At 43.3% G+C, this 26,964-nt stretch carries 21 protein-coding genes; 9 read left to right on the top strand and 12 right to left on the bottom strand.

Going from position 1 to position 26,964, the window contains the following annotated elements; translation table 11 throughout:
• Positions 1–12: 12 nt before the first annotated feature.
• Genes EW142_RS07280 through EW142_RS07270 form a run of 3 tightly spaced genes read right to left on the bottom strand, consistent with a single transcriptional unit; the run spans position 13 to position 2,403 of the window.
• Entirely contained in the window at positions 13–1,584 is a 1,572-nt protein-coding gene (locus EW142_RS07280) for an FAD-binding protein (RefSeq protein ID WP_130611768.1), read from the bottom strand.
• An 18-nt stretch (positions 1,585–1,602) separates the two neighbouring features.
• Positions 1,603–1,965, bottom strand: coding sequence for a hypothetical protein (locus tag EW142_RS07275; RefSeq protein ID WP_130611765.1), 363 nt, complete (start codon positions 1,963–1,965; stop codon positions 1,603–1,605).
• Positions 1,966–1,980: 15 nt separating this feature from the next.
• Positions 1,981–2,403 carry a hypothetical protein gene (locus EW142_RS07270; protein ID WP_130611762.1) on the bottom strand — a complete coding sequence of 141 codons (423 nt, stop codon included), beginning with the start codon at positions 2,401–2,403 and terminating at the stop codon, positions 1,981–1,983.
• Positions 2,404–2,992: 589 nt separating this feature from the next.
• On the opposite strand from EW142_RS07270, the gene EW142_RS07265 reads away from it, so the two are divergent.
• Together EW142_RS07265 and EW142_RS07260 are read left to right on the top strand one after the other, a co-directional pair.
• Positions 2,993–3,442: a (2Fe-2S)-binding protein gene (locus tag EW142_RS07265; RefSeq protein WP_130611759.1), complete on the top strand. Its 450-nt coding sequence runs from the start codon at positions 2,993–2,995 to the stop codon at positions 3,440–3,442.
• A gap of 12 nt (positions 3,443–3,454) precedes the next feature.
• Complete coding sequence (locus EW142_RS07260; RefSeq protein ID WP_130611757.1) at positions 3,455–5,626, top strand: xanthine dehydrogenase family protein molybdopterin-binding subunit; 2,172 nt, start codon at positions 3,455–3,457, stop codon at positions 5,624–5,626.
• Positions 5,627–5,957: 331 nt separating this feature from the next.
• Here the strand turns inward: EW142_RS07260 and EW142_RS07255 are convergent, their stop codons facing one another.
• From EW142_RS07255 to EW142_RS07240, 4 genes are all read right to left on the bottom strand, one after another.
• Positions 5,958–6,671 (bottom strand): LytR/AlgR family response regulator transcription factor, encoded by a 714-nt coding sequence (locus EW142_RS07255; RefSeq protein ID WP_130611754.1) that lies wholly within the window; start codon positions 6,669–6,671, stop codon positions 5,958–5,960.
• Positions 6,652–7,752 (bottom strand): sensor histidine kinase, encoded by a 1,101-nt coding sequence (locus EW142_RS07250; RefSeq protein WP_130611752.1) that lies wholly within the window; start codon positions 7,750–7,752, stop codon positions 6,652–6,654. Before EW142_RS07250 ends, EW142_RS07255 begins: the two co-directional genes overlap by 20 nt.
• A gap of 399 nt (positions 7,753–8,151) precedes the next feature.
• On the bottom strand, positions 8,152–8,700 hold the full coding sequence (locus EW142_RS07245) for a LacI family DNA-binding transcriptional regulator (protein ID WP_130611750.1): 549 nt from the start codon (positions 8,698–8,700) through the stop codon (positions 8,152–8,154).
• 739 nt (positions 8,701–9,439) lie between these two features.
• On the bottom strand, positions 9,440–10,234 hold the full coding sequence (locus EW142_RS07240) for a LytR/AlgR family response regulator transcription factor (protein ID WP_130611747.1): 795 nt from the start codon (positions 10,232–10,234) through the stop codon (positions 9,440–9,442).
• A gap of 261 nt (positions 10,235–10,495) precedes the next feature.
• Between EW142_RS07240 and EW142_RS07235 the strand changes: the two genes are divergently transcribed.
• The 3 genes from EW142_RS07235 to EW142_RS07225 are packed head-to-tail and all read left to right on the top strand — an operon-like array spanning position 10,496 to position 16,899.
• Positions 10,496–12,340 (top strand): glycoside hydrolase family 13 protein, encoded by a 1,845-nt coding sequence (locus EW142_RS07235; protein ID WP_130611744.1) that lies wholly within the window; start codon positions 10,496–10,498, stop codon positions 12,338–12,340.
• Between the two features lie 27 nt (positions 12,341–12,367).
• On the top strand, positions 12,368–15,295 hold the full coding sequence (locus EW142_RS07230; protein WP_130611741.1) for a SusC/RagA family TonB-linked outer membrane protein: 2,928 nt from the start codon (positions 12,368–12,370) through the stop codon (positions 15,293–15,295).
• An 11-nt stretch (positions 15,296–15,306) separates the two neighbouring features.
• A complete protein-coding gene (locus EW142_RS07225) occupies positions 15,307–16,899 on the top strand; it encodes a RagB/SusD family nutrient uptake outer membrane protein (RefSeq protein WP_130611738.1) in 1,593 nt (530 codons plus the stop codon).
• A 284-nt stretch (positions 16,900–17,183) separates the two neighbouring features.
• Here EW142_RS07225 and EW142_RS07220 read toward each other — a convergent pair whose 3' ends face one another.
• Positions 17,184–18,074, bottom strand: a complete 891-nt coding sequence (locus EW142_RS07220; protein ID WP_130611735.1) for a ketopantoate reductase family protein — start codon at positions 18,072–18,074, stop codon at positions 17,184–17,186.
• A 502-nt stretch (positions 18,075–18,576) separates the two neighbouring features.
• Positions 18,577–19,056 (bottom strand): nuclear transport factor 2 family protein, encoded by a 480-nt coding sequence (locus EW142_RS07215; RefSeq protein WP_130611732.1) that lies wholly within the window; start codon positions 19,054–19,056, stop codon positions 18,577–18,579.
• Positions 19,057–19,529: 473 nt separating this feature from the next.
• Here EW142_RS07215 and EW142_RS07210 point away from each other — a divergent pair, with 473 nt between their 5' ends.
• On the top strand, positions 19,530–20,042 hold the full coding sequence (locus EW142_RS07210) for a GNAT family N-acetyltransferase (protein WP_205783227.1): 513 nt from the start codon (positions 19,530–19,532) through the stop codon (positions 20,040–20,042).
• Positions 20,043–20,237: 195 nt separating this feature from the next.
• On the top strand, positions 20,238–21,029 hold the full coding sequence (locus EW142_RS07205) for a hypothetical protein (RefSeq protein WP_130611729.1): 792 nt from the start codon (positions 20,238–20,240) through the stop codon (positions 21,027–21,029).
• 153 nt (positions 21,030–21,182) lie between these two features.
• Here EW142_RS07205 and EW142_RS07200 read toward each other — a convergent pair whose 3' ends face one another.
• From EW142_RS07200 to EW142_RS07190, 3 genes are all read right to left on the bottom strand, one after another.
• Complete coding sequence (locus tag EW142_RS07200; protein ID WP_240740172.1) at positions 21,183–21,986, bottom strand: sulfite exporter TauE/SafE family protein; 804 nt, start codon at positions 21,984–21,986, stop codon at positions 21,183–21,185.
• Between the two features lie 413 nt (positions 21,987–22,399).
• Positions 22,400–23,077 carry a twin-arginine translocation signal domain-containing protein gene (locus EW142_RS07195; RefSeq protein ID WP_130611726.1) on the bottom strand — a complete coding sequence of 226 codons (678 nt, stop codon included), beginning with the start codon at positions 23,075–23,077 and terminating at the stop codon, positions 22,400–22,402.
• Between the two features lie 15 nt (positions 23,078–23,092).
• Complete coding sequence (locus EW142_RS07190; RefSeq protein WP_240740171.1) at positions 23,093–24,154, bottom strand: c-type cytochrome; 1,062 nt, start codon at positions 24,152–24,154, stop codon at positions 23,093–23,095.
• Between the two features lie 499 nt (positions 24,155–24,653).
• On the opposite strand from EW142_RS07190, the gene EW142_RS07185 reads away from it, so the two are divergent.
• Both EW142_RS07185 and EW142_RS07180 read left to right on the top strand, forming a co-directional pair.
• Positions 24,654–25,169, top strand: coding sequence for a GNAT family N-acetyltransferase (locus EW142_RS07185; RefSeq protein WP_165395236.1), 516 nt, complete (start codon positions 24,654–24,656; stop codon positions 25,167–25,169).
• Between the two features lie 241 nt (positions 25,170–25,410).
• Positions 25,411–26,886 carry a pyridoxal phosphate-dependent decarboxylase family protein gene (locus EW142_RS07180; protein WP_130611720.1) on the top strand — a complete coding sequence of 492 codons (1,476 nt, stop codon included), beginning with the start codon at positions 25,411–25,413 and terminating at the stop codon, positions 26,884–26,886.
• The last annotated feature ends 78 nt before the right edge of the window (positions 26,887–26,964 follow it).

Below are 26,964 nucleotides of genomic sequence, written 5' to 3'. Positions count from 1 at the left end.
TGTCATATGGACTCAAATAATTGCTCCAAGCACCTTGTTCAATCCGCACTGCTCGATAAACTTGTTTTCAAACACCTTTAACACCGGTATTGAGAGCAATTGGTTTCGGGCATCTATCCATGATTGCACCTGGTTAGCCCCGTACATGGCTTTGACCCTATTCTCATTCAGGTTAAAATTGATTTTGCCCCAATGTAAAGTGTAGGCAATTCCTTCTTGTTCAAATTTGTTCCAAACGGCTTCATAAAACTCTCGGGCTTTATTTCCATCAACACCATCCATTTCCAAAACGCAGGTATTGGGAAATTTGGTAAACCCTAGGGTGGCTTTTGTACCTTTTACATAACGCAAGGATAATCCGCCAGGGAAAGGCTTGTTCTTGTTTACCTCTACAATGAGTTCCAACGCTTTTGGGGAATCAGCAATATCAATTCCTATTGCCGCACTGGCGACTTTGCCCCTAAACTTGGTGTAATTGAAAATTTCCCTTATGGTTCCCTGAATTGGCGGTTTTGGCGTAAAGGCAAGGTTAAACATATTATTGACCAGCACGGGAATGAGAAGTCCTGAACCAGGTAATTTGTCCAAAACTGTGGAAATGATTCCCAATAGATCATCGCCGTAGGTGAACTCATTATCCCTTAAAATGGGTGGATGCGGTTCCACTGGCTTTTTGAACATATATTTTAAAAATGCCCCTTTTTGGGGATTTCCAGGTTCAAATTTGTGAATGTTGAAAAGCACTTCAAAATGATATAATTCCCCATTTTGTCCAGTTCCGGGCAATTGTAGGTCAGAGAAATCGAGTTGGGTCATCGCTTTTTTAAGCTTTTGGTCATAAGCAATGTTTCCTTCCCGATGTTCCGTAAGCAAAAATTGAGGCTCGGTTTCTACCATCACTCCGTGAATGAACCCAAAACTTCCAAAAGAAACCAAAGCTGCATTGAACAAATCATCATCCTGTAGTAAATCGGCGTCCAACCAATCCACAAATTCTTGGGAAGCCACAGGGTATGAAGCTCGCTCCAACCAAATATGGGTATTGGGGCCGGTCACGATGTGCAATCCAACTACAAAATCAGGTATGGCGCCAACTTTGAAGGCTGCGCCGTGGGTACCCGTTGAAAGGGCCCCGGCAATGGTTTGCCCATTACTGGCTCCCGATGCCTTGATGGAACGAGGGGGTATTTTGGCATCCAATCGGTTATTGACTTCATAGACAATGGTTCCGCATTGAAGAAAATACAAATCTTCAGGTCCGTTTGCATAATTGGCATTGACATACTTTTGTGTGAGCGGGAATGAAAAATTCAGGGAGGCCGTGTCAATCAATCCACCTTCAGTGACACCGACTTTTGTGAAGGACCACCCACTACCCATGGCCCGTAGCTTTAAGTTGTTGTCCAGTGCATGTTGAATGAGCCACTGGAAGTTTTCCGTGCTCTTTCGATAGCGTTCCTTACGACTGCCTGCATCAGGATTTCTCAATTTAAATGAGGCATTTTGCACCAAATTATGGATGAAGTTTTCGTGCTTATTGGTCCATTGCTGAATGGGCAGCTGTGTTATTCCTTCAGGCGGCATACTGTTGATTTTAATTGTCTATAACGGTCCATCACCGTTTTGTGGTCGCGCACAACCGTAAATAGCGGTTCTATGGTTCACGATTCCCAAGGTGACCAGGCTCAATAGAAAATCGGGAAAAGAGGTCTTTACGACAGTCCAACTCATGGCTTTCTCTTCACAGGGACATTCGGTGCCCTGTATTTCAGGGTTGGCACTGACCGTTTTGGTGCTTCCTGGCGCGACGCCCCACCAATAGCTCCAGCTCGATTTGCGTTGGCATTCTATATTTTCAGCACTATCCTGATACGGACTGGCCTCTATTCGTGTACTTACGCATGAGGACACAGAAAAAACACTTAGGATCAGGATGAAAACTAAGGTCAGCTTGCTATTTTTCATGATTCGTTTTTTTGCTTATCTCGACTTTTTGGCTCTTATGATTTGATAATCTTTCAAGAGAAACGGCTCCTTTTTCAGGTTTTTGTTCAGGATGTTGAGGTTTCGGATACTCGAGTCTATTTGTTTGGCGGTGGATTGGGCATCTTGGCAGCCCTGAATTTGTCCTGATAAGTTTGAGGCCAGTAGATTTAAGTAATCAATGGCCATATCTTGGTTGATAATCTTTTGGTTGAGGTCAGCAGCTTGGTCCTCAAAATCTTTCTGGGCGTTCAGAAGCTCCTTGGATTGTTTGTCATTTACCTTAATGCTAACCCCGAACACATCAATTTCATTGCTATTGAGGAGCAGGTTGGCTATCTGGGGCTTAAAAAGTACCAATGCCGCCACCGCCACAACGGCCCAAATAAGGGTTTTATAGGGAAAGGGTTTTTTGTCCATGGCCAGGCTCTTTGCAATCCTTTTTTAAGATAAAAGAAATAAGCCTGGACTAGGACAAGACTTGTATGAATTGTAGGTTTTTTTGTATGTGTTGAGGGATATATTCCTAACGTTCATTCAAATGTACCCTCAAAAGGAAACGGGGAAATTTGTCAATTTTGCACTGGGTTCGGAATTGGCCCCGGAGGGACTAGAACCTATCTTTCAAAACCCCAATAAAAATAGGCTTTGGAACACAATAAAAGTTTATACTCACCGAATAGGTAACTATATCTAAGAATATCAGGTTCGATTCCTTACATAACCTCAAATGGGTGTAAATCTTAGTATTTCGGAAAGTGTTTAATTACGATTTTCGTATTCCCAAAAAACCTTAATTATATAGCACATGTCAATCAAAATCTGAACCCCTGGGCATTGGACTTTGAAGAAGATCCACATTCCGAGGTCCTTTTGCCTTGGCGAAACAAACTTTTGGTCTTTCAATTGTTTCAATTCATATCATTAAATCCTGTGTTGGTCATTTTAATGGTTCTGGAGTGGGAGATTTAGATATCTTTTTGGCTCAAACTTGTAAAACCCAAGAATAATGAAAGTAAACATTAACGGGCAGGATTATGAGCAAGAACTGGATCCGGATATGCCTGTGCTATGGGTATTGAGAGATGTTTTGGGACTAACGGCGACCAAATATGGTTGCGGCATTGGTCAATGCGGGGCATGTACTGTTTTAGTGGATGGCCAGGCCATGAGGTCCTGTACTACCAAGGTAAGGTTTGTTGAGGATAAGCAAGTGCAAACCATTGAGGGTGTTTCAAGAGAATTCTTGCACCCTGTTCAAAAAGCATGGATTGATGAGCAAGTACCCCAATGTGGCTATTGTCAATCTGGGCAGATAATGAGTGCTATTGCATTGCTAAATGAGAACCCTGAACCGACTGATGGGGAAATAAAATCCTTTATGTCGGGAAATATCTGTAGATGCGGAACCTATCCAAGAATTATTAAAGCTATCCGAAAGGCAGCTCAGAACGATTAATATTCACGAATTATGTTGACACGTAGAAAGTTTGTGCAACTCACGGGAGTTGCCGGTGGAGGTCTTGTCATAGGAATAGGTCTTTTGGAATCCTGTGAGCAACAAAAAAAACCACCTAAAAATCCCTTGCCCAATACTCAAAATGGTTTTGGGGACAACAACGGGTCGGCCATTGGGGAATATCTCCAAATTCGACCGGATGGGCAGGTTTTCATCAATATTGTCAAACATGAAATGGGTCAAGGGATCGCTTCTGGACTTATGGCCATTGTGGCGGAAGAATTGGATGCAGACTGGGACAGAGTACATGTGGTTTACTCCGATCCCATTCCAGGACTAGCCAATTGGGCAGGCGGAAGTACCAGTACCCTCAATGAATGGGGAATCATGCGCAGTGCTGGGGCATTGGCAAGAAAGCTTTTGATTCAAGCTGCGGCCAAGGGCTGGGCGGTGGATAAGGAAGATTGTTTTACAGATAACAACCATGTTCATCTCAAGGATTCTGAAAACAAGGTAGAGTACGGTGAACTGGTGGACAAAATTGTATTTGACCCTTCTGAATCCGAGGTAACCGAACTAAAGGACAAGAAGCAATTCAAGCTCGTGGGGAAAGTATTTTCCAACAAGATCATTCCAGATATCGTTTTGGGGAAACATCCCTATGCGCTGGATATTCGACTACCTGAAATGAAGTATGCCGCCATAGAACGGGCACCAGTATTTGGAGGCAGGCTCGTTGACTTTGAGGCGACCGAAGCCTTGCAGTTGCCCGGCGTGGAACAAGTAGTTCCCATTAAAGGGTTTGTGTTGGACGGTAGTTCCCATATTCGAGATGGGGTGGCTGTAATCGCCAACTCCACATGGACAGCTTTTCAGGCGAGAAAAAAACTTAAGATTACTTGGGAAGCTGGGGAAAAGAGCAATATTGTACATGAGCGTTTTTTGGAAGAAGCGCACCAACGTTTAAGGGAAGAAGATGGATACGTTGCCTATAGCAAGGGGGATGTGGATACCTATCCGGATGCGGAAAAAACAATATCACATACCTATGAGTTTCCCTATCAACACCATGCCTGTATGGAACCTTTGAACGCCACAGCAATTTTTATGGAAGACCGCTGTGAGGTCTGGACCGGAACGCAGGCTGCAAATTACATGCTTGGCAACATTGAAAAGCATTTAGGGGTGCCCAAAGAAAACATCAAATTGCATTGCCATCCCTCCGGTGGTGGTTTTGGATTGCGGTATTGGGCTTCCCATGGTATGGAGGCACTCTTGGTATCAAAGGCAGCCGGGGGGCAATTGGTAAAAATGGTGTATTCAAGGGAGGATGATATCCAATTTGACTTTTTAAACCCACTGGAAATAAATACGCACACCATGGGGTTCAAAGAGGGTGATCCCGTTACTTGGCAATTGAAAGGGGCCTTGGACAATTGGGGGGGACTCTGCGCTTGGATGATATATGATGTGCCTAACGTTCACGCAGAACTCATTGGTCTCAAGGGGTTCACCCAAATGAGTGCCTGGCGTTCGGTGATGGCCAATGCAGAGGGTTTTTCCACCGAGTGCTTTATTGACGAAGTGGCTGTGGAACTAGGAGAAGACCCACTTGAATTTAGGTTGGGACTATTGCCGGAAGGTACAGAGGTGCAGCTCAACCACAAATACCCCTGCAAAATTGACCGAATTAGAAAGGCACTGAAAACTGTTGCCCAAAAGGGAAATTGGGGGAGACCAATGGAAGAGGGTTCAGGCCAGGGCATTGCTGTATATCCTTACATGCATGGAAATGGGTATGCAGCTGCTATCGCCGAGGTGTCGATTGAGAGTGGTCAAGTGAAGGTGGACAAGATCTTCGTGGCCATTGAATGTGGCCTGGTTATCAATCCCGATTTCGTGAAAAAACAAATGGAGGGAGGGGTGATTTGGGCGCTATCGGCCCTTTTTTATGGCGGTACGGAATATGATAAAGGAAAGGTAACACGAAGCAATTTCCATGACAACAAAGTGTTGCGCATACATGAAACGCCTGAAATTGAAGTATATGTTTGCGAAAGCGACGAAGAACAGCCTTGGGGAGTAGGGGAAATCGCCCCTCCCGTGACTTATCCAGCTGTTTGTAATGCAATTTTCGCTGCCACAGGGAAACGGATAAGAAAGTTGCCTATTAGTACAGTCTAACCATTGGTTCGAATTTCGAAGGGTGTTCTTTAAAAAAGAATGGACAAACCCAGTGTTATTTTTTTTCAAGTCAGACTAGAGGAGTATCGTACTTTCTACGAGATAGGCCCGTACTTGTATTTTGTGCCCCAGCCCCAGATAGGGTTGCTGAGAAACTTGTCTTCGGATGAAAAGTAAATGCAAAGAGTTTTATTTTGTTAGAAGCATAGTTTTTTGGGAATGAGCTGAAAACTTACCAAAATCGGAAATGGGACAGCACATGCTGGTTTAAGGATCCCCCCTTAATTTGTACCGGTTAAAGGTTATGGGATGCTTAGTGAACATCAAAATATTACAGTTGATTCTTACCAAGATATTCCAATACCTCTTCCTTGTAGTTTCTGCCAATTGGGATGGATTTTCTCTTGATTACCACATGGGTGTTGGAATAGTTTTCGATTTGATGTTTGTTTACCAAGTAGGACCTGTGAATCCTTAAAAAAACATCCCTTGGTAATTTATCCTCCATTTTACCAATGCTTAGTAACGTAATATGGCTCTTTTTTGGAGTAACTATTTTGATATGATTTTTAAGGCTTTCGATATAAAGTATAGATTGTAGCTCTATCTTGACATTTTCCCGCTCACTTCTGATAAAAATAAAGGGATTGTATTTGGTCTTAACCAGTTGGGAAACACCGAAGGAAGCTCCCTCTTTCTGCATTCGCCTTACTTTTGAAATGGCCTTTACCATACGCTCCAATGAAATGGGTTTTAGTAGATAGTCGACCACATCCAGCTCAAACCCCTCGATTGCATAACCACGGTGAGCCGTAGTAACAATCACCAAAGGAGGGTTCTTGAGTGATTTCAAAAATGAAAACCCATCAATCTTCGGCATTTCAATATCAAGAAAAATAAGATCGATCCTATTTTTTTCTATGATGTCCAAAGCCTGTATCGCGCTCCGGCACTTGGCTATCACCACCAGTTCCTTAAATTCCTTTAGATGCGTCTCTATTACTTTGATGGCAATAGGTTCATCATCAACTATGAGACAGTTCATTATAATTAATTGTTAATTCCACTTTATACGTGTCTTTTTCAGTGGTACTAAGGTCGAAGGATTCTCCATATATCAATTCAAGTCTTTTTTTGACGTTGGCAAGTCCAATTCCGCTTAGAATCCTAGCAGGTTCCTTGGTGGTCTCCACGGGTTCCTTTTGGATGCTGTTCTCCACTGAAAAGCTCAAAATATCCCTTTCAATAGTAACTGAAATGGCTATCCAACAACTGGCCAGTTCACCAGAAGGACCATGCTTAAAGGCATTTTCAACAAATGAAATCAATATCAGGGGCGCAATCTTTTGGTGATGGGCGGTCCCTTCGACATTGTAGGTTACCGTCAGTTCATCACCATAGCGTAATTTTTCCAATTCAATATAATCAGAAATACAGGTGAGCTCTTTTTCCAAGGGAATTTCCTTATCATTGGAATCATAAAGCATGTAGCTTAGGATTTCTGATAATTTCAATGCTATTTTACCGGCATTTTCGTCCTTGGTGATAATCAAACCATATAAGTTATTTAAGGTATTGAACAGAAAATGGGGTTGCAATTGATGTTTTAGATAATTTAACTCGGTTTCGAGTTTTTGGGTCATCAGTGCCTTGTTCTTTCTTTCCTGCTCGAACTGCAGCTGAATGTACTTTATGAGCAGTACCAATGATACAATAAACAGAAGGTTAAGGGTTTTGTACGCGATTTGGAATGACCAGAATCTCGTATCATCTATTTCATTTAAAAAGGATTTTGAAGAAATGATGCGACCACTGATGATATAATAGTCAATGGCCCGAAATATAAAGCCTCCGACTATGGTTAAACCAATCAAAAAGACAAAGAAAGTAAAGTACCCTTTGTTTTTGGCATATTTCGGGAACAAATAGTAAATCGTAAAATATGTTATGGAAAGCTTTAGCGGCAAGACATGAAGCTCAAATAAAAACCATGAACTATAACTGCCATTTTCAAAGATCCCCTCGTTCACCACGGTATAGAACACCCACCAAAACATCCAATATACCACATGCCTTGAAACCCGCTCAAGGGACCATGTTCGATAGGTCTTCGATAATAGTAACATTTTTCAAAAATAAGATAACGAACAGATCGACCGTCTCCAAAAGGGATGTAAATCAATGAAGGATATACGAATGCATGGGATAGGGCCATGTAACTATCAAAACGGCGTACAAGAATGACATGGTATTTGGAGTACCCCATATCACTGCTCCAAGACCTGGCACATTTTGATTCTGTGCACTTGCATAGGTAGATGAAATATTGACCTGACTTTTCCTATGATCAAAATGTATTTATGTTCTTCAAGCCAATAAGACTTTTGGAACCAGGGTTTTGAATGTTCAACTTCGAAGTATTGTCAATTTTGTCTATGTTCGAGGTTTTGGGCGTCATCAGGGGAAATTGGAGGTTGTGTAAGCAGGGGACTTGGTATTCAGCGAAAAACGTTGACAGAGCTCCATTAATTCAAATGCCGTAAGATTTCTGTTGCAACCTTTTTGACGATTTCCGTGGTTGAAATACTTGGATTTTCATTAAATCCATTGGTGTTGGATAGATCCAGGGTACAGATCGGTAGCCTTCGCTCAATGATTTTGTCCAGATATTCGATATTCTTTCCAGGAATATGGGCCTTGTCAATAATAATAAGGGCGTCAATACTTCCATCCAAAAAATTGTTTACCACCTTTTTGAAATTTGAATGGCTTCTTTTTGATTGGTGTGTCATTAGTTTGAACCCATTTTTGACCAAGTTTTCTTCAATACCCTTCATTACCTCAAAATATTCGATTTTCGAAAATTCCGGCATCAACAAGCCAATGGTGTTCGTTCTTCCCGAAAGCAATGATTTTGCCGAGATGTTCGGTTGGTATTCGTATTCGTTGGCAATATTCCGGATCACTTCCTTTGTCCTATCGCTGATTTCTCGACTGCCGTTCAACGCCTTTGATACTGTGCCGGGAGAGTATCCTGAAATAAAAGCGATCTGTTTAAGGGAAATTTGAGACATGTATACTTGGCTTATTGGTAATTGGGGGTATTAAAAAAGTAGGATGACATATCGAGAATTTTTTGTTCTAGCACCCACCAATAATTTTCATTCAATTTTGACATGGTATATAGGTATAAAATTCATCCATAATCCGCAATCCTATTATACAAATCACGGCTTGAACAGTACGGAAAACTCCAATGGCCGCTACAATTTTTGCAAGGAGAATAAGGGTGGTGCGCTTCATTTACTGGGGGATTTCTCAAAATTCAAATGGTGTTCGGTTCATCACATTCCGTGGGGGTAGGATTTTTTCTGGGATTTCTACCTTTGTCTTAATCAAAAAGGTCGGTGACACTTCAGCTTCAGAACTCAATCTTATGCCCCATCCCTTTCAAAGCTTTTGAGTGGTTATTCAGAATCTACATCCATTAAGGAAGGAACGGCGTGCATGTTTTAAAATTGTTGGTTCAAATTTAGGTCCATAGAACTACCATGGCTTATAATAAATGACGGAAATGGGATTTTACCATACCGGTAGCATGTTTTTTGGCATGGGTTGGGGTGCGCTGCTGTGATGATTTTGAGTTCATGTGCAATGTGGTTATTGCCCTAAGGGACCCTTGGCCACTTTGAGGTTTAAGTCCCGATGACTCGACTTACCTGTAGGCAAATGCAGTATGTGACCGATTTGAATTGCATTCCATCTTGTTGGCTGGTAATGGGGGTAAGAATCCATTGCGCCTACCAATGGAAACTAAAAGTAGCCCAACTCGTTTTTTAACCTTTCCTTGTACTTTCTTCCCACGGAGATTACAAATCCGTTGACCACTACCTTACTTGGCGAGAAGGATTCGATGAAGTGACGGCCGATTATGAATGATCGATGGATCCTAATGAAGTAATCCTTGGGCAATTCCTCTTCAACCGAGGAAATGCTTTTGTAGGTGTAGATCTTTTTCTTTGTTGTGCAGATTTTGACATAGTTTTTTTGGCTCTCGATATAGACAATTTCGGAAAGGGGAAGTTTCTGTAGGGTTTTTTCAACCTTTACCAGTAGAAAACCTTCAATGTCCCCTGTCCCTTGATTTAGGCTTTGTTTTTCCAGGGCCATGGATTTTTCATAGGTGGTTTTGTACGCCTTGTAGAAAAAATTACTGATTGGAAGTATTGCGGCCAGGTTAACGTCCAAAATAGTATTGACAATTTCGGTCACCACGAAAAATTCGGGATTGACCCAATCCAGGGATAAAAAAGGCCTTGCAAAATAAAGCATCATTGGCCTTTGAATAAAAACACCGGTAAAAATCAGTAATAATAGGTAGAGGAAAAACAGCTTTACATACTGTTTGCTTTTAAAATATTTTACAAAGAGTACCCGTAAGGTGACATAGACCAATACCAAACGGGAAGGGAGACTGCACAATTGAATTTTCAGGCTCGTAAAGTAATCCCCGTCCGCTGTGCCCCACACAATTGTAAAGAATAGGACAAAGGAAATCCAATAGAACAAATGTCTTGCCCAAGTATGTTTCAATAATTTTCTCAACATTGAGTTTTTTCATTTGGTGCCCGAGGTAGTTCGAAGTTCTTCAAAATTGTATAAACAACAACATAAAAAGTACATAATGCAACTTAACCTATACAAAATACAGGTGGGCATGGTCCAATAATTTGAAATCTGACAGATATTAAAAAGGAACATCGAATCGATGGAAGTCGTATTTGGTACAAATCAAAAGGCTGTTTATATAGCTTCCTTGTAGTGGGCATTTTAATTTGATAGAATTGTCGGGTAAAATTTATTGATACTATGCAAACCCTCTACAAGGTTATATCGATCGTTGTATTTTTCTTTTTCCTTACGCCCAATGGCCATTCGCAGGACATTGCGGTAAATCGGGTCGAACCGCCAAGTTGGTGGGTGGGCATGGAAAATTCAAATTTGCAGCTCTTGGTCCATGGAACCAATATCAGCAGGACCGTTCCTACAATAGACTATCCTGGCATTGCCATTAAAAGTACCGTGACGCTGGAAAGCCCCAATTACCTATTTGTTAACCTTGATATCGGCAAGACGACAAAGGCGGGCACATTCCTGATACGCTTTCAGGGAGATAAGGGTTCGGTGGTTTATGACTATGAGCTTAAAACCAAAAGAAATTCAAAGCACGTAGGACCATCGATTGATGCATCCGACGTCATGTACCTCATTACTCCGGACAGGTTTTCCAATGGGGATACATTGAATGATTCTACCGATGACACCTTAGAAAATGTTGACAGAGCCAACTTGGATGGTAGGCACGGCGGTGATATCAAAGGTATTATGGACCACCTGGCCTATATAGAGGAACTGGGGGTAACCACTCTTTGGCTAAATCCCTTCCTTGAGAACGATCAACCAAAATATTCCTACCACGGTTATGGAATATCTGATTTCTACAAGACCGATCCCCGTTTTGGAACCAATGATGATTTTCTCGATTTGGTGGAGAAATGTCATGATAAAGGGATCAAAATGGTCATGGATCAGGTTTTTAACCATTGTGGGGCCGGTCATTGGTGGATGGAGGACCTTCCCTCAAAGGATTGGTTGAACCAATGGGATGACTTTACGCGAACCAGCTATACCAATATCAGTATTTCCGATCCTTACAAATCCAATACAGATTTGGACCTGCATACCAAAGGATGGTTTGACCGAAATCTTCCCGATCTAAATCAGAACAACAAATATCTGTCGACCTACTTGATACAGAATTCAATATGGTGGATAGAATATGCGGATTTGGATGGAATCCGAATGGATACCTATCCTTATCCGGACAAAGATGTCATGGCCACCTGGGGCCGAACAATAGAAGAAGAGTACCCTAACTTCTATCTGGTTGCAGAAACCTCTGAGGAGCAGGCCGCATCGCTTTCCTATTGGAATAGGGACGAATTGAACAAGGATGGGTATCGCTCCAATATCAATAGCTTGAGTGACTACCCCCTCTATTATGCCATGGTAAGGGCTTTTGGGAAGGATAATGACACCTATAGGCTTTATGAGGCTTTGGCATATGATTTCCTTTACAGCACCCCGTTTAGCCACAAGATATTCAATGGAAACCACGATGTCGCGAGAGTGTTTCACCAACTTGACAAAAACAAGGATAAGGTTAAACTTTCAATGGCGTTCATGCTTACGACTCGGGGCATTCCCCAAATATATTACGGCGACGAAATCTTATTGGACGGAAATAAGCCTGATGGTCTGTTGCGAAGGGACTTTCCAGGTGGGTGGAAATCCGATGACCGAAATGCTTTTTCCAGGGATGGGAGGTCCAAAGATGAAAACGAGGTGTTCGATTATGTCAGTACCATTCTTAAATGGAGGAAGAACGCCACTGAAATTCACAAGGGGAATCTAGTGCATTACAAACCTATTGAAGATGTCTATGTCTATTTCAGGTACCTGGAAGACAGGTCAACAATGGTGATCATAAACAATAGTGAAAAAGATCATTCAACCTATGACCTAGGCCGTTTTCAGGAATCCCTGGATGGTTTTTCCAAAGGGACGGATATCCTAACGGGAGAGGTTATGGGCTCCGTTGGAAGTATAACCCTTCCAAAACATACCGCCAAAATAATACAACTAACCAATTAATACTATTAAGAGTTTAAAATCAAACCTATGAAAACTAAGCAAACCATAATTGCGTGCATACTGTTTTTTGCACTCTTCGGATTAAGTGCCCAAATCACGGTTACGGGATCCGTTTCCGATGAGGTGACAGGGGATCCCATATTTGGGGCCAATGTGCTATTGAAAGGAACTTCGGTTGGTGCCACGACCGATTTGGACGGTAATTTTCAAATTCAAGCCAATCAGGGCGATATACTGGTTTTTTCCTATATCGGCTTTACCACCCAGGAAATTGAGGTGGTTTCCTCGGTGCTGAATGTTGTTATGTCAGAATCGCAAAACCAGTTGGACGAGGTTGTAATCATTGGTTATGGGAGCACTACGGTCAAAGATGCAACGGGAGCGATCGAGAAGGTGGATGCAGAGGAGTTTAACGGAGGGGTCATTGTTTCACCCGAACAGCTGATTTCCGGAAAGACTGCCGGGGTGAACATTATACCACCTAGTGGACAGCCCGGTCAGGCCGGTACGATACGGGTACGAGGAGGTACTTCTTCCCTTAATGCGAACAATAGTCCCCTAATTGTTATAGATGGGGTTCCGGTTGACCAAAACAATACGCCAGGGAGCGCATCGACCCCGTTGAATTCAATCAACCCCAATGATATAGAAAGCTTTGTCGTGCTAAAGGATGCCTCGGCTGCGGCTATTTACGGGTCTAGGGCTTCCGCAGGGGTAATCTTGATTACCACAAAATCAGGAAAATTAAATGCCCCGTTGGAAGTTACATTTGGTAGCTATGCCTCCATAGGGAGTACTGCGAACCGTTCGGATGTGCTATCCGCAGAACAATTTAGGGCCGCCATTAATGCCACGGGTACCCCGGAACAAATTGCCCTTTTGGGCAATGCCAATACCGATTGGCAGGACCAAATTTTTCAAGGCGCGTTTGGAACTGATACCAACCTCGCAATTTCGAAGGGATATGACTCGTCATCCTATCGATTGTCGTTAGGCTATCTTAACCAGGAAGGTGTTTTGAAAACTTCGGAATTTGAAAGGCTTAATGCTGCTTTGACCTTTCGTCAAAATCTCTTTGACAATAGCTTGAAGGTTGATTTAAACATTCGTGGAGCATTTACAACGGATGATTTTGCAAATAATTCTGCATTGCGGTCTGCATTGGAGTTTGATCCCACATTTCCCGTTTTTAGTGGATCCGATCTGTATGGGGGTTATTCGGAATGGCTACAGGATGACGGTACCCCATTGGCTCTAGCTGCATTAAATCCACTGGGACTATTAAGACAAAATTTCAACACGGCGGATACCGAAAGGTTCATAGGAAATGTCAAGTTCGATTATGACATCCCCTTTTTGAAAGGATTGAAGGCCAATTTGATTTTAGGGTTTGACTATTCCAAAGTAGATGGGGAAACCCGTACACTGGCAACCTCTGCAGGCGGATTCTTAAATGGTGGAAGTGAGGGCACCTATGGAAGTCTGCGTAGAAGTACGTTGGCGGATTTTTATCTGAACTACATGACCGAATTGGAAAAGATGGACAGTAAAATTGATTTGACAGTTGGACATTCCTATCAGGATTTTTATAGGGAAAACCAATCTTTCAACCTTACGGGCCTAGGGGCCATTTCCGAAACTGAATTTGCCACCCAAAATTCCCTAATATCGTATTTTGCACGATTCAACTATGTGCTAAAAAGTAAATACCTTTTAACGCTTTCCTATCGAAGGGATGGTTCCTCCCGATTTGCCAGGGAAAACCGATGGGGCAACTTTTTATCGGGTGCATTGGCCTGGTCCATTTCAGAGGAGGACTTTTTAAAGGATTCCAAAACAATTTCGAATCTTAAGCTAAGACTGGGATACGGAGAAACCGGGCAACAGGAAATTGGATCGGACTTCGGTTTTTTGCCGGTGTTCACCCCGGGACAAGATGATTTTCGATATCAGTTTGGAAACGAATTTTTCAATACCCTGCGTCCTTCGGGATTTGACTCCGATATTAAATGGGAGGAATCCAGTACCTACAATATTGGTTTGGACTTTGGTTTCCTTGAAAATAAGATTGCCGGTTCAATTGATTATTTTACAAGGAGCACATCAGATGTCTTAAGTACCATTTCACCTCCGGCGGGATCGAATCTCACGAACATCCTTTTCACCAATATTGGGGACCTGGAAAGTAGCGGTATCGAGTTTTCCCTGGAAACTGATATTGTTCGAAAGGAACAATTCAACTGGAATTTTGGCTTTAATGTGACCTATCTGGATAATGAGATCAAGAAATTGAATTCCGTGGATGACCCAAACTCCCCTGGGATTGCTACAGGACCAATTTCCGGTGGAACCGGGAATAACATACAAACACAAAAAGTCGGTGAACCGCAGAATTCTTTCCTCGTTTTTGAACAGGTATATGATGAAAATGGACGACCCATTGAGGGCGAATATGTCGATATAAATGGGGATGGAACTGTGGATTCTGCGGACCGCAGAATTTACAAAAATCCGAATGCGGATGTATTACTTGGTTTTTCCTCGTATACAAACTACAAGAATTGGGATTTGAACTTCACCCTGAGGGGCAGCCTTGGCAACTATGCCTATAACAACAATGATTCTTCCCTGGGTGTGGCATCCGAGCTTAATCGTCTGAACTCGAACAGAAACATCCTGGCCTCCTATCTGGACACCAATTTTCAAACTTTACAGTTGTTCTCGGATTATTATGTCCAGGATGCTTCTTTTCTTAGGATGGATAATATCACCCTAGGGTACAATTTTGATAACATACTTAATGGTAAGGTAGATTTAAGGTTGTATACAACGGCACAAAACGTCTTTGTCATTACGGGCTATGACGGATTGGATCCTGAAATCAATAATGGAATAGATAACAACCTATTTCCCAGACCTAGAACTTTCCTGTTCGGTTTTAATGCTAACTTCTAAAATTTTGCACTATGAAAAAAACAAAAAGAATTTATTACATTGGAATCTCGATGCTGTTGACTGTGTTGGTGGGTTCCTGCGAAAGTGAACTTGATTTGGAACCAATCACTTCTCAAACAGCGGACAAAGTATTTGAGGACCCACTGGCGTACAAACAGTTTTTGGCAAAGATATATGGCGGAATAGCCATAAACGGTCAAGCTGCCGGGGATGCCGATATACAGGGGATAGATGGAAATTTCTCCAATTATCTGCGCCTGCTGTTCACGGTTCAGGAACTTTCGACCGATCAAGCCATAATTGCATGGAACGACGGCACCATTCACGATATTCACAATCATGTCTGGACTCCGGCCAACGAGTTTCTCTCGGCAATGTACTCCAGAATATATTTTCAGGTCGGTATGGTCAATCAATTCTTAAGGGAGACCACGGAGGCCAAATTGGATGAACGGGGTGTAGACACTGCGCTAAGGGCGGAAATACAATTGTTCCGGGATGAGGCAAGGTTCATGCGGGCCCTTAGCTATTGGCACGGCATCGATAACTTTGGAAACATTCCTTTCGTTACGGAAACGGATAAAGTGGGCAACTTTTTTCCCGAGCAAAGATCGAGAGGCGAGGTGTTTGAATTTATTGAATCCGAATTGCTTGAAATCAAGGACTCCCTTTTAGATCCAAGGGGAAACGAATATGGTCGTGCCGATAAGGCGGCGGTTTGGATGTTGTTGGCGAAGCTGTACTTGAACGCGGAGGTCTATACCGGGGTGGCCCGATATTCCGATGCACTCCCTTACATTGTTAACGTAATAGAATCGGGATATACGCTATCTCCAAATTACAATTATCTGTATCTGGCCGATAACGATAGAAATGGGGCCGAAAACGAAGTGATTTTTTCCGTGCTGTTTGATGGCATCAACAATGCCGGATTTGGAGGGACGACGTATCTTACCCATGCCGCTATCGGTGGCACGATGAACCCAGCGGAGTTTGGTGTCAATGGTGGATGGTGGGGTATTCGTACCACCGAGAACTTTGTTCAAAAGTTTGCCGATATTTCCGGAGATACGGATTCAAGAGCCATGTTCTATACGGATTCCCAGACTCTGGAAATAGAAGATCCCTTTAATTTCCAAAATGGCTACGCCGTTACAAAATATCGCAATGTTGATGTGAATGGGGCCATTGGTTCAGATGTCTCCGGAAATATTGTGGATATCGATTTTCCGATGTTCCGTTTGGCAGATGCTTACTTAATGTACGCCGAAGTGTTTGTAAGGGGAGCTGGGGGAGATCAGGCCACTGCCCTGAATTATGTCAATTTGCTGAGGGAACGTGCGTATGGGGATACTTCCGGGAATATCACCGCTTCCGAGTTGAATCCGGATTTTATACTGGATGAAAGATCCAGGGAACTCTATTGGGAATGTCATAGGAGGACCGATCTGATTCGCTTTGGACAGTTTTCCAGCCAGGGGATTTGGCCATGGAAGGGCAATGTGCCCGAGGGAAGGACCACGGAAAGTTTTAGGGATCTCTATCCAATACCGGTCGCTGATGTCATAGCCAATCCGAACATTACCCAAAATGATGGGTATTAGGCAAGAAGTTATAAAAGGGCAGGGGACCCCCTATCTACATTCGCATGACATAGGAAATTATAGGGAATCCTGGGGTTAGGTTTAGTTAATTAGTTCAAATGGGGGTGTGGCGACACACTCCCTTTTTGTTCGCTTCTATTGGAGCCATTTGGAACCCTATGACATTTTGTGGGACCTGGCATTCAAAACAAAAGGATGGGGCGCTGTTTCTTTTTGGGCGGACCATTGCGGAAAGCTTGCAATGTGCCCATCAAGGACTGTGTTTCGTTTTTTCTGCCGTGGACTTAAAAATTTCTGTGATTCACAAAGGTCAACAAGGTCGCCAACGTATCGTTTATTGGGGTCTGGACGCCGTAATCTTTACCCAATTTCGAAATGATACCATTTTTGGCGTTTACCTCTATGGGCCTGCCCCAGGTCTTATCCATAAGCATGGAGCTGCTTTTATCCGGCGGGTAGGCCTTTATCTTTTTTACCATCTCAGGGATATAGCCCAAATCAATGGCTGCGCCATCTGCCTGGGCGACCTTAATGATTTCCTGCAAAAGCTGGACGAACAGTTTTCTTGGCTTTTTATACTTAAATATCCTACAGGTTTCACCGGTCAAGCATAAAATTGAACCAAGCGCTGCAGCTTCAGCCAGTTTTTCCCAACTGGCAGTTTTAAAATCCTGCACAAACGTAATCTGAATGTGCTCTTCATTAAGCAATCGCGAAAAAGATGTTGCCACCTTAGATCTAGGAAGGATGAGTTTAGGGGTATGGATTACCTCATATTCATTCGAATCGGTCCATTGGACCGGGGCATCAATAATGCTTTCCAAAATATGGCTTTCATGAGTGTACCGTAACAATGGGCCTTTTAGGTTTAGACCATTTCGAATGACCAGGACCTTGGTGTTGGGGCCGATGAGTTTTTTGAACCAATGTTTGGCATATTTGTAGTGGTGCTCCTTGATACAAATGATGAGCCATTCCAATTCTTGATCCTTCTTGGGGTGGGACGAAATATTGAGCGGCAATGATATCAGGTCGGACTTTATTTTTAAATCGACCTGTTCCCTTTTCGTTCTGCTGTACAGAAAAAGGGTATTGTTTTTGTTTAGGCCCAATTGATAGGTCATCAAGGACCCTATGGCCCCAATACCTAAAATTCCAATTTGTTTTGTTCCCATTGACAATCCATGTTTAATACGATTAATTGGTATAATCGGGGAGTATAAATGGCATTGGCCATTTTTGAGTTCTTTCCATTTTATGGCAATGGTACCTCAATGGATTTCGATATGAAACCACGCACCATTTGGGTGGTAGGCATAAACCGATCAAGCGGCAAGATTCACACCATCGACAAACATGACCGATTTCAATCGCCCAAACCCTTTAAATGTGCCAATAATAGCCGATAATTCCCTTGACTTATGTTAGAAAATAGGGTGCTAAAATCCCTGGTTGGGGTGGTCATTGCAGTGTTGGCCCTTGGCTACAGGAACGTACCCTTTGTGCCTGCCGGACCTCCCGAACCTTAGATAGGGTATTGGCAGGCGGAAGCCCTGGTTACAAAAGCTGGGCCATTGATCGGTGGATTGGGCTTGGCAGGGGTTTTCAAAACATTGTTTTTGGAAAGAGCCGCCCCTTATCTTAACCCTCAACAATACCCGCAGTTATTGTAGCAGCTCATTCTGAAACGTTCTTGTGGACCACTTGCCATTCATCCCCGGTCTTAATAAAAATGGCTGATACCTTTAACCCTTCCCGTGCAATGGGAGTATCACGGAATATTCCACTATAGCTGTATATAAAGGTACAAATGGCTACGTCCTTTCCACTTCCGACCAAATCCACCCGTAAGTTATGCACTTGGCTGTCAAAGTTCCGTAAACTGGAAAAGAACCCACTTTCCAGTGCCACTATGCCATCGTAATCCAGTAGGCCCCTCTTGGTGAAATAAGAGGATTCTTCGCCGTTGTAGTGATAGCTTTCCAAAACGGCCACATTTCCCTCTTTGAGGTTGTCGAGCAGATGGTCGATCTTCATCTGGATTTGTTGTTTGGCCCCCTCTGCGGGGAAATGATTCACGGTTTGGGCAAGTACGCCCGAAGAAAGGAAGAATGCAAAGAGGACCAATAGTTTCCTATCATTTTTTTGTTTGGTCATAAATTGGATATTCATCATAGCTTATTTTGATAATTCGGAAATTTCTGGTTGACAGGTTCGTTGACCTGATGTAACAATATTAAGCCCGAGTAAGGCAAACGTCATTGGGGGATGTCCCTATATTGCGTGTTGTACCGCCTAATTTCCATTTCCATAAAACTGTATTGCCAATGATGTCCCGACTTAAATCGGTGGGCATGGGGCGGAGGGTTATTTTCTAACAATTGTTAGCGGGAAATAATTGTAAAAGTGGGAAATTCAAGTTTTGAATTATTGATTTGAGAAGCAAGTTTTGAAGTGTGCATACCCTATAGGTACGGTTGGTCAAAAAATGGGACTTTGGGCCTTATCGAACCGTTATCCGTTTCAGTTAATCCAATGGACTGAACTTCCCAATGCAGATTTAAAGGGGTGCCCTGCTAATAGTAATTGTCTAAGGAATGTAGTAACAAATAATTATGTGTATTGAAAAAATGGAAATTAGAAGAGTATCAATAACTGACATTGAAAAGGTGAAAAGGATTGGGGAAAGGACTTTTTTGGAAACATTTTCTTCTGGAAACAGTAAAGAAAACATGAATGCATATTTGGAGAAAGAATTTTCCATGGAAACGCTGAAGGGTGAACTGCTGGACGAAAATTCAGAATTTTATTTTGTGGAACTTGAAAGTCAGGTGGTTGGTTACTTAAAAATAAATTTTGGGAAATCGCAAACCGAAATTAAGGATGATAATGCCCTTGAGATTGAACGGATCTATGTACTCAGGACATTTTATGGAAAAGGGGTCGGACAACTTCTTTTTGGGAAAGCGATGGAAATTGCGAAGGATAGGGATGTCGAATATGTCTGGTTGGGTGTATGGGAACACAATCCCAGAGCAATACGATTTTATCAAAAAAATGGATTTTCGGCCTTTGGCAAACATATTTTCAAACTCGGAAATGACGATCAGACCGACGTTCTAATGAAGCTGGAACTAAATTAAAGAGGGTAGAAGCCCATCTTGATTTTTATGTCAGGTCCTTGTGAAGGACAGGCAGTTCTGAAAAGGGCTTGAACTTGGGTTGATGCAAAGGGGTTGACAAGGTCCAAAAGCATGTTGGGGCAAGTATGGTCTAAGATTGACAGGTTTGGGGTTTACCATACAATTTGGCGACCATATCGAAAATGAAAGGATACTATGAAAAACTGGAACAAGCGTATCGCGTACTTTACTTTTTATATGCCATTTTTGATGGCCAATCTGGTATTTGGTCAAAACAGCCTTCCTGATGGCACTTATATGAATGCAAGCCAGGAGGTGTCCCTTCAATTAAAAAAGGATGGGGAAAACCATTATGGCCTGATGAGCAGTATGTACGGATCTTTTGTAATTGTTGCCAGACGTCAGGGCAACTTGTTGAAAGGGCATTTTGTCAGTCAGGAAAAACGACTGGAGGTCAAGGGAATTATTGGGACGGGCAACCTGAACGTTGAAATATCCGGACATTCAGAGCTATTTTCCTTTTTGCAACCGGAACATGAGCTGGACCAGTTTGATTTTGCCCCCTACGTTGAGGCCCAAAAGAAAATGACGACCGATACAGCGCAACCTAAAATTGCCAATACACTATTTGATCTTATTGCGGGAAGTCAAATTTCGGTCTATACAAGAACCTCCTACGTAAGCGATAGTAATGCCAGTTCATTGAACTATTATAACTTCTGTGCCAATGGTTACTTTTTTGTCAATTATGACGGTTCCTTCAGTGTTGAAGGATATGGTGGCAATGCCCATGGGGCTACCTACGGCAGTTCAACTGGAAAATGGAAGATCTATAGGGCAAATGGTCAGGATTACATCAGTTTGATCTATGGCAACGGGTCTAGGAATGATTTTGTGCTCAATGAGGAAATTATTAGGAGGGGAAGGTGGAGAAACGGGAACACACAATATGCCCTCCAAAGAAACAAGGTGTTTTGCGGGAACTGAAAAAGGGACGTCCCTTTTTCAGCACCCTTATGGCATCTGAAGGGCTTCATACCATAGGTATAATTTTTGAGCTCCACGGGGCAGCCAATGGCCGATGGCACTATCGCGACCAAGGCTCGCCCTCTGTGAGAGCGCCTCAAGAGAACGCGCATTTCAGACCAATTGATATAGGATATGCGCAAGAATGGAAACTCCTATGAAAGTAAGAATGTATCCATATATCCTGACAAGGTTTTTATTGTCCAATCTTTTGGCAAACCGACTTCCAATGAAAATCCCAATAACCGAAACGGCGGAGAACGTCAAAAGAAATATCCAGTCAATATCAAGTATCTGAATGTCTCCAAAAAAACCGATCAGGGACTTAAGTGTGATTATGAACAGAGAGGTGCCAATGGCCATTTTTGCGGATAAGCGGGTTCCCAATATCAAGATGGGGACGTAAAGAAAGCCCCCTCCTATGCCCAAAATCCCTGTTATTATGCCTATCAGAACCCCTTGAAACATGGTTTTTATGTATTTGGGTCGGCCCCGCTCGGAGAAATCAATGATTTTTCCCCCCCGGAATATGGTTAGGGCCACAAAAAGCATTACCAAGGAGAACAATAACATAATCCCCATCCCCTTTGTAAGGGTAAAATTCCCAAAACCGAAAAGAATATCGGGGATGTGGGGTACCAGATACCGCCTTGTGATATAAACCACAAGGAAGGAAGGTACGCCCAACAATAACCCTATCCTTATGTTCACCGAACCCTGCCTATATTTGTGCACTGTACCGAACAAGGATGAAAATCCAACAACGAACAGGGAGTAGCCACCGGCCACGATAGGGCTATAACCCAGCAAATATACCATCAAGGGAACCGTTAGGATGGATCCCCCACCACCCAATAGGCCCAAGGTAACACCAATTAAAAGTGCACCAAGACAACATAGCAATAGGGTTGTCATCATGATTATGCTTTGATTAATAGGTTATGCACTGCTTCCTTTTATGAGGGGTTCCCTTTGGCAAGGAATGGATGCAGATGGGTTGCAATACAGCCTCCCCAACGCAATGGCTAATCCAATGGACCCAAGATGATGCCTTGTGGTTAGCTTGTTTCAGCCCTGAATGTGGTAAACACTGTTTGGATGGTCCAAGTGCTGTTGGAAATCATCGTTTGTGGCTCTTTTTTTGCTACTTTAGATGGTACCCCCAAACCTTCACATTCTAGGGAACAGCTCAAAATTCAAAAGGATAGATGGGACAAGGACCCAAATCAATAGGGTAAGCTCATGGAAGATTGGGGCCAGTTGGTATTCTGGGACCGGCAACATTGCATGAAAATAATGCCCTGATATACCCGTCCCAGACAACGGGATTGCTATCCTGCAAATATATAGGAGCACTGGTGCTTTTGTGCGCGCTCCAAGGCCCATATTCCCGCTGGTACCAACTTAATGTCCGGAAGGATCCCGCTTTTCCAGTCCTCATAGGCTACCTGGGGGTCCATCCCCATGTTCTCTGCAACAAAGCCGCTGTATACCTTGGTGGCCAGGTCACAAATACAAAATAGTGCACCACGTTCCTGCATGCGCTTTATACCGTCCACACCTTTAATGGGAAAATCCTTCCCTTTGGGCTCATAGTACGGATTACGGAGGGCCGGTTTACCGGTATTATTGTCATTGATTCCAAAAAACTCTCCAAGTTTGTACTTTTTCCAGATCCTGTCCTCATAGGCGAAACCGGCAGCTGTATGGCGAAATACGGTCATTGCCGTGATTTGGTCATCCGTGGCCCCGGTACCGTTGTTTGTAAGATAAAAGGCCCAGTTCCAAATTACGGGAAAGCCCTCATTTGGTGTGGAACCATCAAAGACCACCCTGTGCTTTCCTTTTATCTTTTTGAACCATTTTTCGACATCGTCCATTTGGCTTTCGTCAAAGGTGGACATGTTTGCATAGAGCGGATTTGCGAACATCGACACTGTGCCCGCAGCAGCTCCTAGGGCCAATGTTCCCAAAAACCCTCTTCTTGATTTTTCACTTGCTGTTTTCATATATTAGATATTTATTTATTTGGTTTTCTTGATATTGTATGTTTTGAGGTAGTACTCCATCATGGGGGCATAGGGTCCCATTTGGTGCTGTTCTATGGGGAAATTATCCGCATAAGGGGGATAGGGACTTGAAACCGGTTTCCTTTTAAGGTCCGGGAAGTCCTTTTCCAAATCCAGTTTTGTCGGTCTATTCTGTTGGTTGATATATCCCGCTACGTCATAGGCCTCATCGTCGGAAAGCAAAGGATTCTCATAGGTGGTCCCAAAGGGCATATTGCCCTTTATGAACCGGGCGGCGGTAAGTACCCTTGCCATTCCTGCACCATTATTGTAGGAATGGGGTCCCCAAAGTGGAGGATAGATATAGGTATTTCCCGATTTTAGGCCTTGACCATCCGGGCGATGGCATTTGGCACATTGCATGCCGTAGATTTCACCTCCTTTTAAGGTGTTAACGGGCCGATCGGGGATGGTAAATTCCATGAATCCCTTTCCGGCAACTTGTCCGTCCTTTGGAGCGTACCTGCCAAGCCAGGTGAGATAGGCTACCAGGGAACGCATTTCCTTCCCGTTTGGGGACATCATTTTTCCATTCATGCTCCGTTCCATACAACCATTTATTCGGTCCTCTATGGTGCCCATTCGATGCTCCCTGCCGCGATACTGGGGAAATCTCTGAACGACCCCTATCAGTGGGGCGGAGTAAGGTTTGGTGCCTTGGTCAAGATGGCAGTTTGAACAGGACAGCATATTTCCAGAAAGTCGAAGCCCCTCCTCGTTTGCAAGAGGACCTATATGCTGTGGTGTTTCCTTAAAAATGCTGAAACCGAAGGCCACTAGGCTATCCCGAACATCCAAATTGGAATTATTGGGGGTATAGTCCAAAGTATATATCCAATATGGGTCGGATGGCAGCCCGGCATTTGGTCCATGGCCCCCTTGCAGCCCAAAGTATACTATAATAAGTGATAAAGTACATATGGCACTAAAGAACAGCGCAACTATGCCCTTCAGCTTTTGTAAGCCGTACTGCATATTGGGGATTGGTCCATTCTTGCTGTTATCTGTTTTTTTCATCGCTTGTTTTCCTCTGTTGCCCTCGTGCAAGGGGGAAACCAAAGAGAGACATGATTGTCTCAGCCTCGATGCAAAACTAGGTGCGCTGAGCGCCTTCATATTTGGGAGTATTCCCTATTTTGTTTCTCCACAAATCCTATTTTATAGATAAAAACAAACCGAATGGGTACCACTATTTGAGGTTTGGGCAGTTGTTAGGGTCGGTAGGGAATCTTCTTAAGCATTTCCGTGTGCATGTCCCATCTTTTTAGAAACTAAATGGGGAATGGACCGAAAAAAGCTAACATGTGTTAGAATAATCCCTGTAGCCACAGGATTATTTTTGAAAATGGATAACTATTGGTAATCTTTGGGCAAGGATTCTTTCGGGTTCGAGACATTTGATGCCCGAATTATCCATGAATGGAAGGCTAAACACGAAAAGGCGCAATGTTTTCTAAAATGTGTTTTTTGGAGTGGTATGGATTCGGTATATCCAATTAAACTAAAATTGAGGAAAGTGAAAGTTGTGGTACGTACAGAAAGGCTACGGTTGGCCGTCATCGATGGCAATGATGCACCCTTTATCCTTGAACTTTTGAATTCCCCAAACTGGTTAACACGGATAGGGGATAGGAAAATTAAGGATTTGTCATCTGCTACAGACTATATCCGTTCATACATACTGGAAGGGTATCAGAAAAATGGGTATGGCCAGTATAAAATGGTATTGAAAAATTCCAATATCACCATTGGGATATGTGGTTTTGTGAAACGGGAGTACTTGGATCATCCCGATATAGGCTTTGCCGTTTTGCCAAAATACGAGGGCCAGGGATATGCCTTTGAGGCCACTATTGCCGTTTTGGAGTATGGGCTTGACAATTTGGGATTGTCCAATGTTTATGGGTACACCACCGAGGGCAATCAAAAGGCAAAATATCTATTGCAACGGATTGGGCTCTCCTATAAAGGGCAACTGATAGACCCTGCACATAAGGAATTCCTGCTCTATGAATACAATCCTGGGAATTAGGGTTTGGGCCCCACCTCATGAACATATCCAGAGTCCCTGCCACGCTTCATTTGGGGTGTCGATTTTATAAAATAGGGAAATACCCTGATTAGTGCTCTGCCATGAGATTGTAATTTCGAGTGAATTTTGATGATGGACCTGTGAAAGATTTGATTTTGGCCCAATGCCAATTTACCCATATGATGGGGCTGGGATGGATTCCCTTGAACACCAATGATTGCGGGACTATTAATTGAACAACATGGACAGACCCAACTTTGATCTCAGTGAGAAGGAACGGATGGGCCTCATACGTTTGCTGTTGGCCAATCTGGGACAATACTACAATGGCACCGATAAGCTAAAAGTGTCTCGGCAAGCAAACAGGGAAGAGGTACGGTCTTTAGTGCTCAGCAATGACTTCGAGAACCCCTTGGACTTCAAGCATTCCCTATCCAATGTATTGAAAGGGCTGACGGAATATGGATTGCATACGCCCCACCCCAGGTATTTTGGGCTGTTCAATCCAAGGACCTCCTTTGCCAGTATACTGGCCGATGTGGTTACGGCCGTATTCAACCCGCAATTGGCCATGTGGTCCCATGCACCTTATGCCGTGGAATTGGAATACCAATTGGTCCAGCAATTTGGAAGGAAGTTTGGGTATTCCCAAGATGTTGGGGGTACTTTTTGCACAGGTGGTGCAGAAGCCAACTTGACCGCTATGGTAATGGCCCTTAACCATGCTTTCCCTGATTATGGAAAATCTGGGATACAGGGAATCAAACAACCCCCATTGCTCTATTGCTCCCGGGAAACGCACCATTCGATTCTTAAGGCGGCCCGTGTCTGTGGATTGGGTTCCAATGCAATCGTCCCCATAGATACGGACGACCGGTATCGAATCGATTTGGAGCTATTGAAAAGTAGACTGGAGTCAGACATTGCTTCTGGTATGGCCCCCTTTATGATTATTGGTACAGCGGGAACTACGGGTTATGGTGCCATCGATGATTTAGAGGGACTTTCCGCCATAGCCGGAAAATTTGGAATATGGTTCCATGTGGATGCCGCTTTTGGAGGGGCACTGAAGTTCTCGGCCAAACAAGAAAAATATTTAAGGGGAATGAACAATGGGGATTCCATTACGTTCGATTTGCATAAATGGCTATCGGTACCTATGGGGGCAAGTCTGTTCTTGACCTCAAGACCCGAGCTGCAGGGTAGAACCTTTAGTGCCAGGACCGAGTATATGCCAAAAGATTCCAAAATTGCCCATGGTTCTTTTCCAGATCCCTATGTGAATTCGATACAATGGTCCAGGAGGTTTATCGGCTTGAAGATTTATATGGCATTATCGTTTCATGGATGGAAGGCATTGGAAGAGCAGGTCGATCATCACTTGGAACTCGCGGAGCATCTTAGGGAAAGACTATTGGCGACCGGTTGGATCATTAAAAACCATACGGTTTTGCCCATCGTACTCTTTTCGCACAGTTACTTTGACGAGGATGGCGCTTTTGCCCGGCAACTATGCGATGAAATTGTACATTCCGGTACTTTTTGGATATCGGTTTACCCAGTTCAAGGGGTCAATGCATTAAGGGCCTGTATTACGAACTATGCATCCTCCAAAGAAGATGTCGAAGCTCTTGTGAAATTGATGAACATCTATGTGGAAAAATATATGGGGAACAGACCTGCCAAAAAAAGTGTGGGACAACAGGGGTCGATTTGACGGTCCGGTTCTAAGCAGGGGGTATGGGGTTGTGGCCATGGTATGGAAGAACCTGGTCAGCTTTCCTGAACCAAAAGT

This window comes from Flagellimonas allohymeniacidonis (assembly GCF_004296335.1).
GTDB lineage: Bacteria > Bacteroidota > Bacteroidia > Flavobacteriales > Flavobacteriaceae > Flagellimonas > Flagellimonas allohymeniacidonis.
Note: the sequence above shows the minus strand (reverse complement) of the source record. Positions and strands in the feature narration are given on the sequence as shown.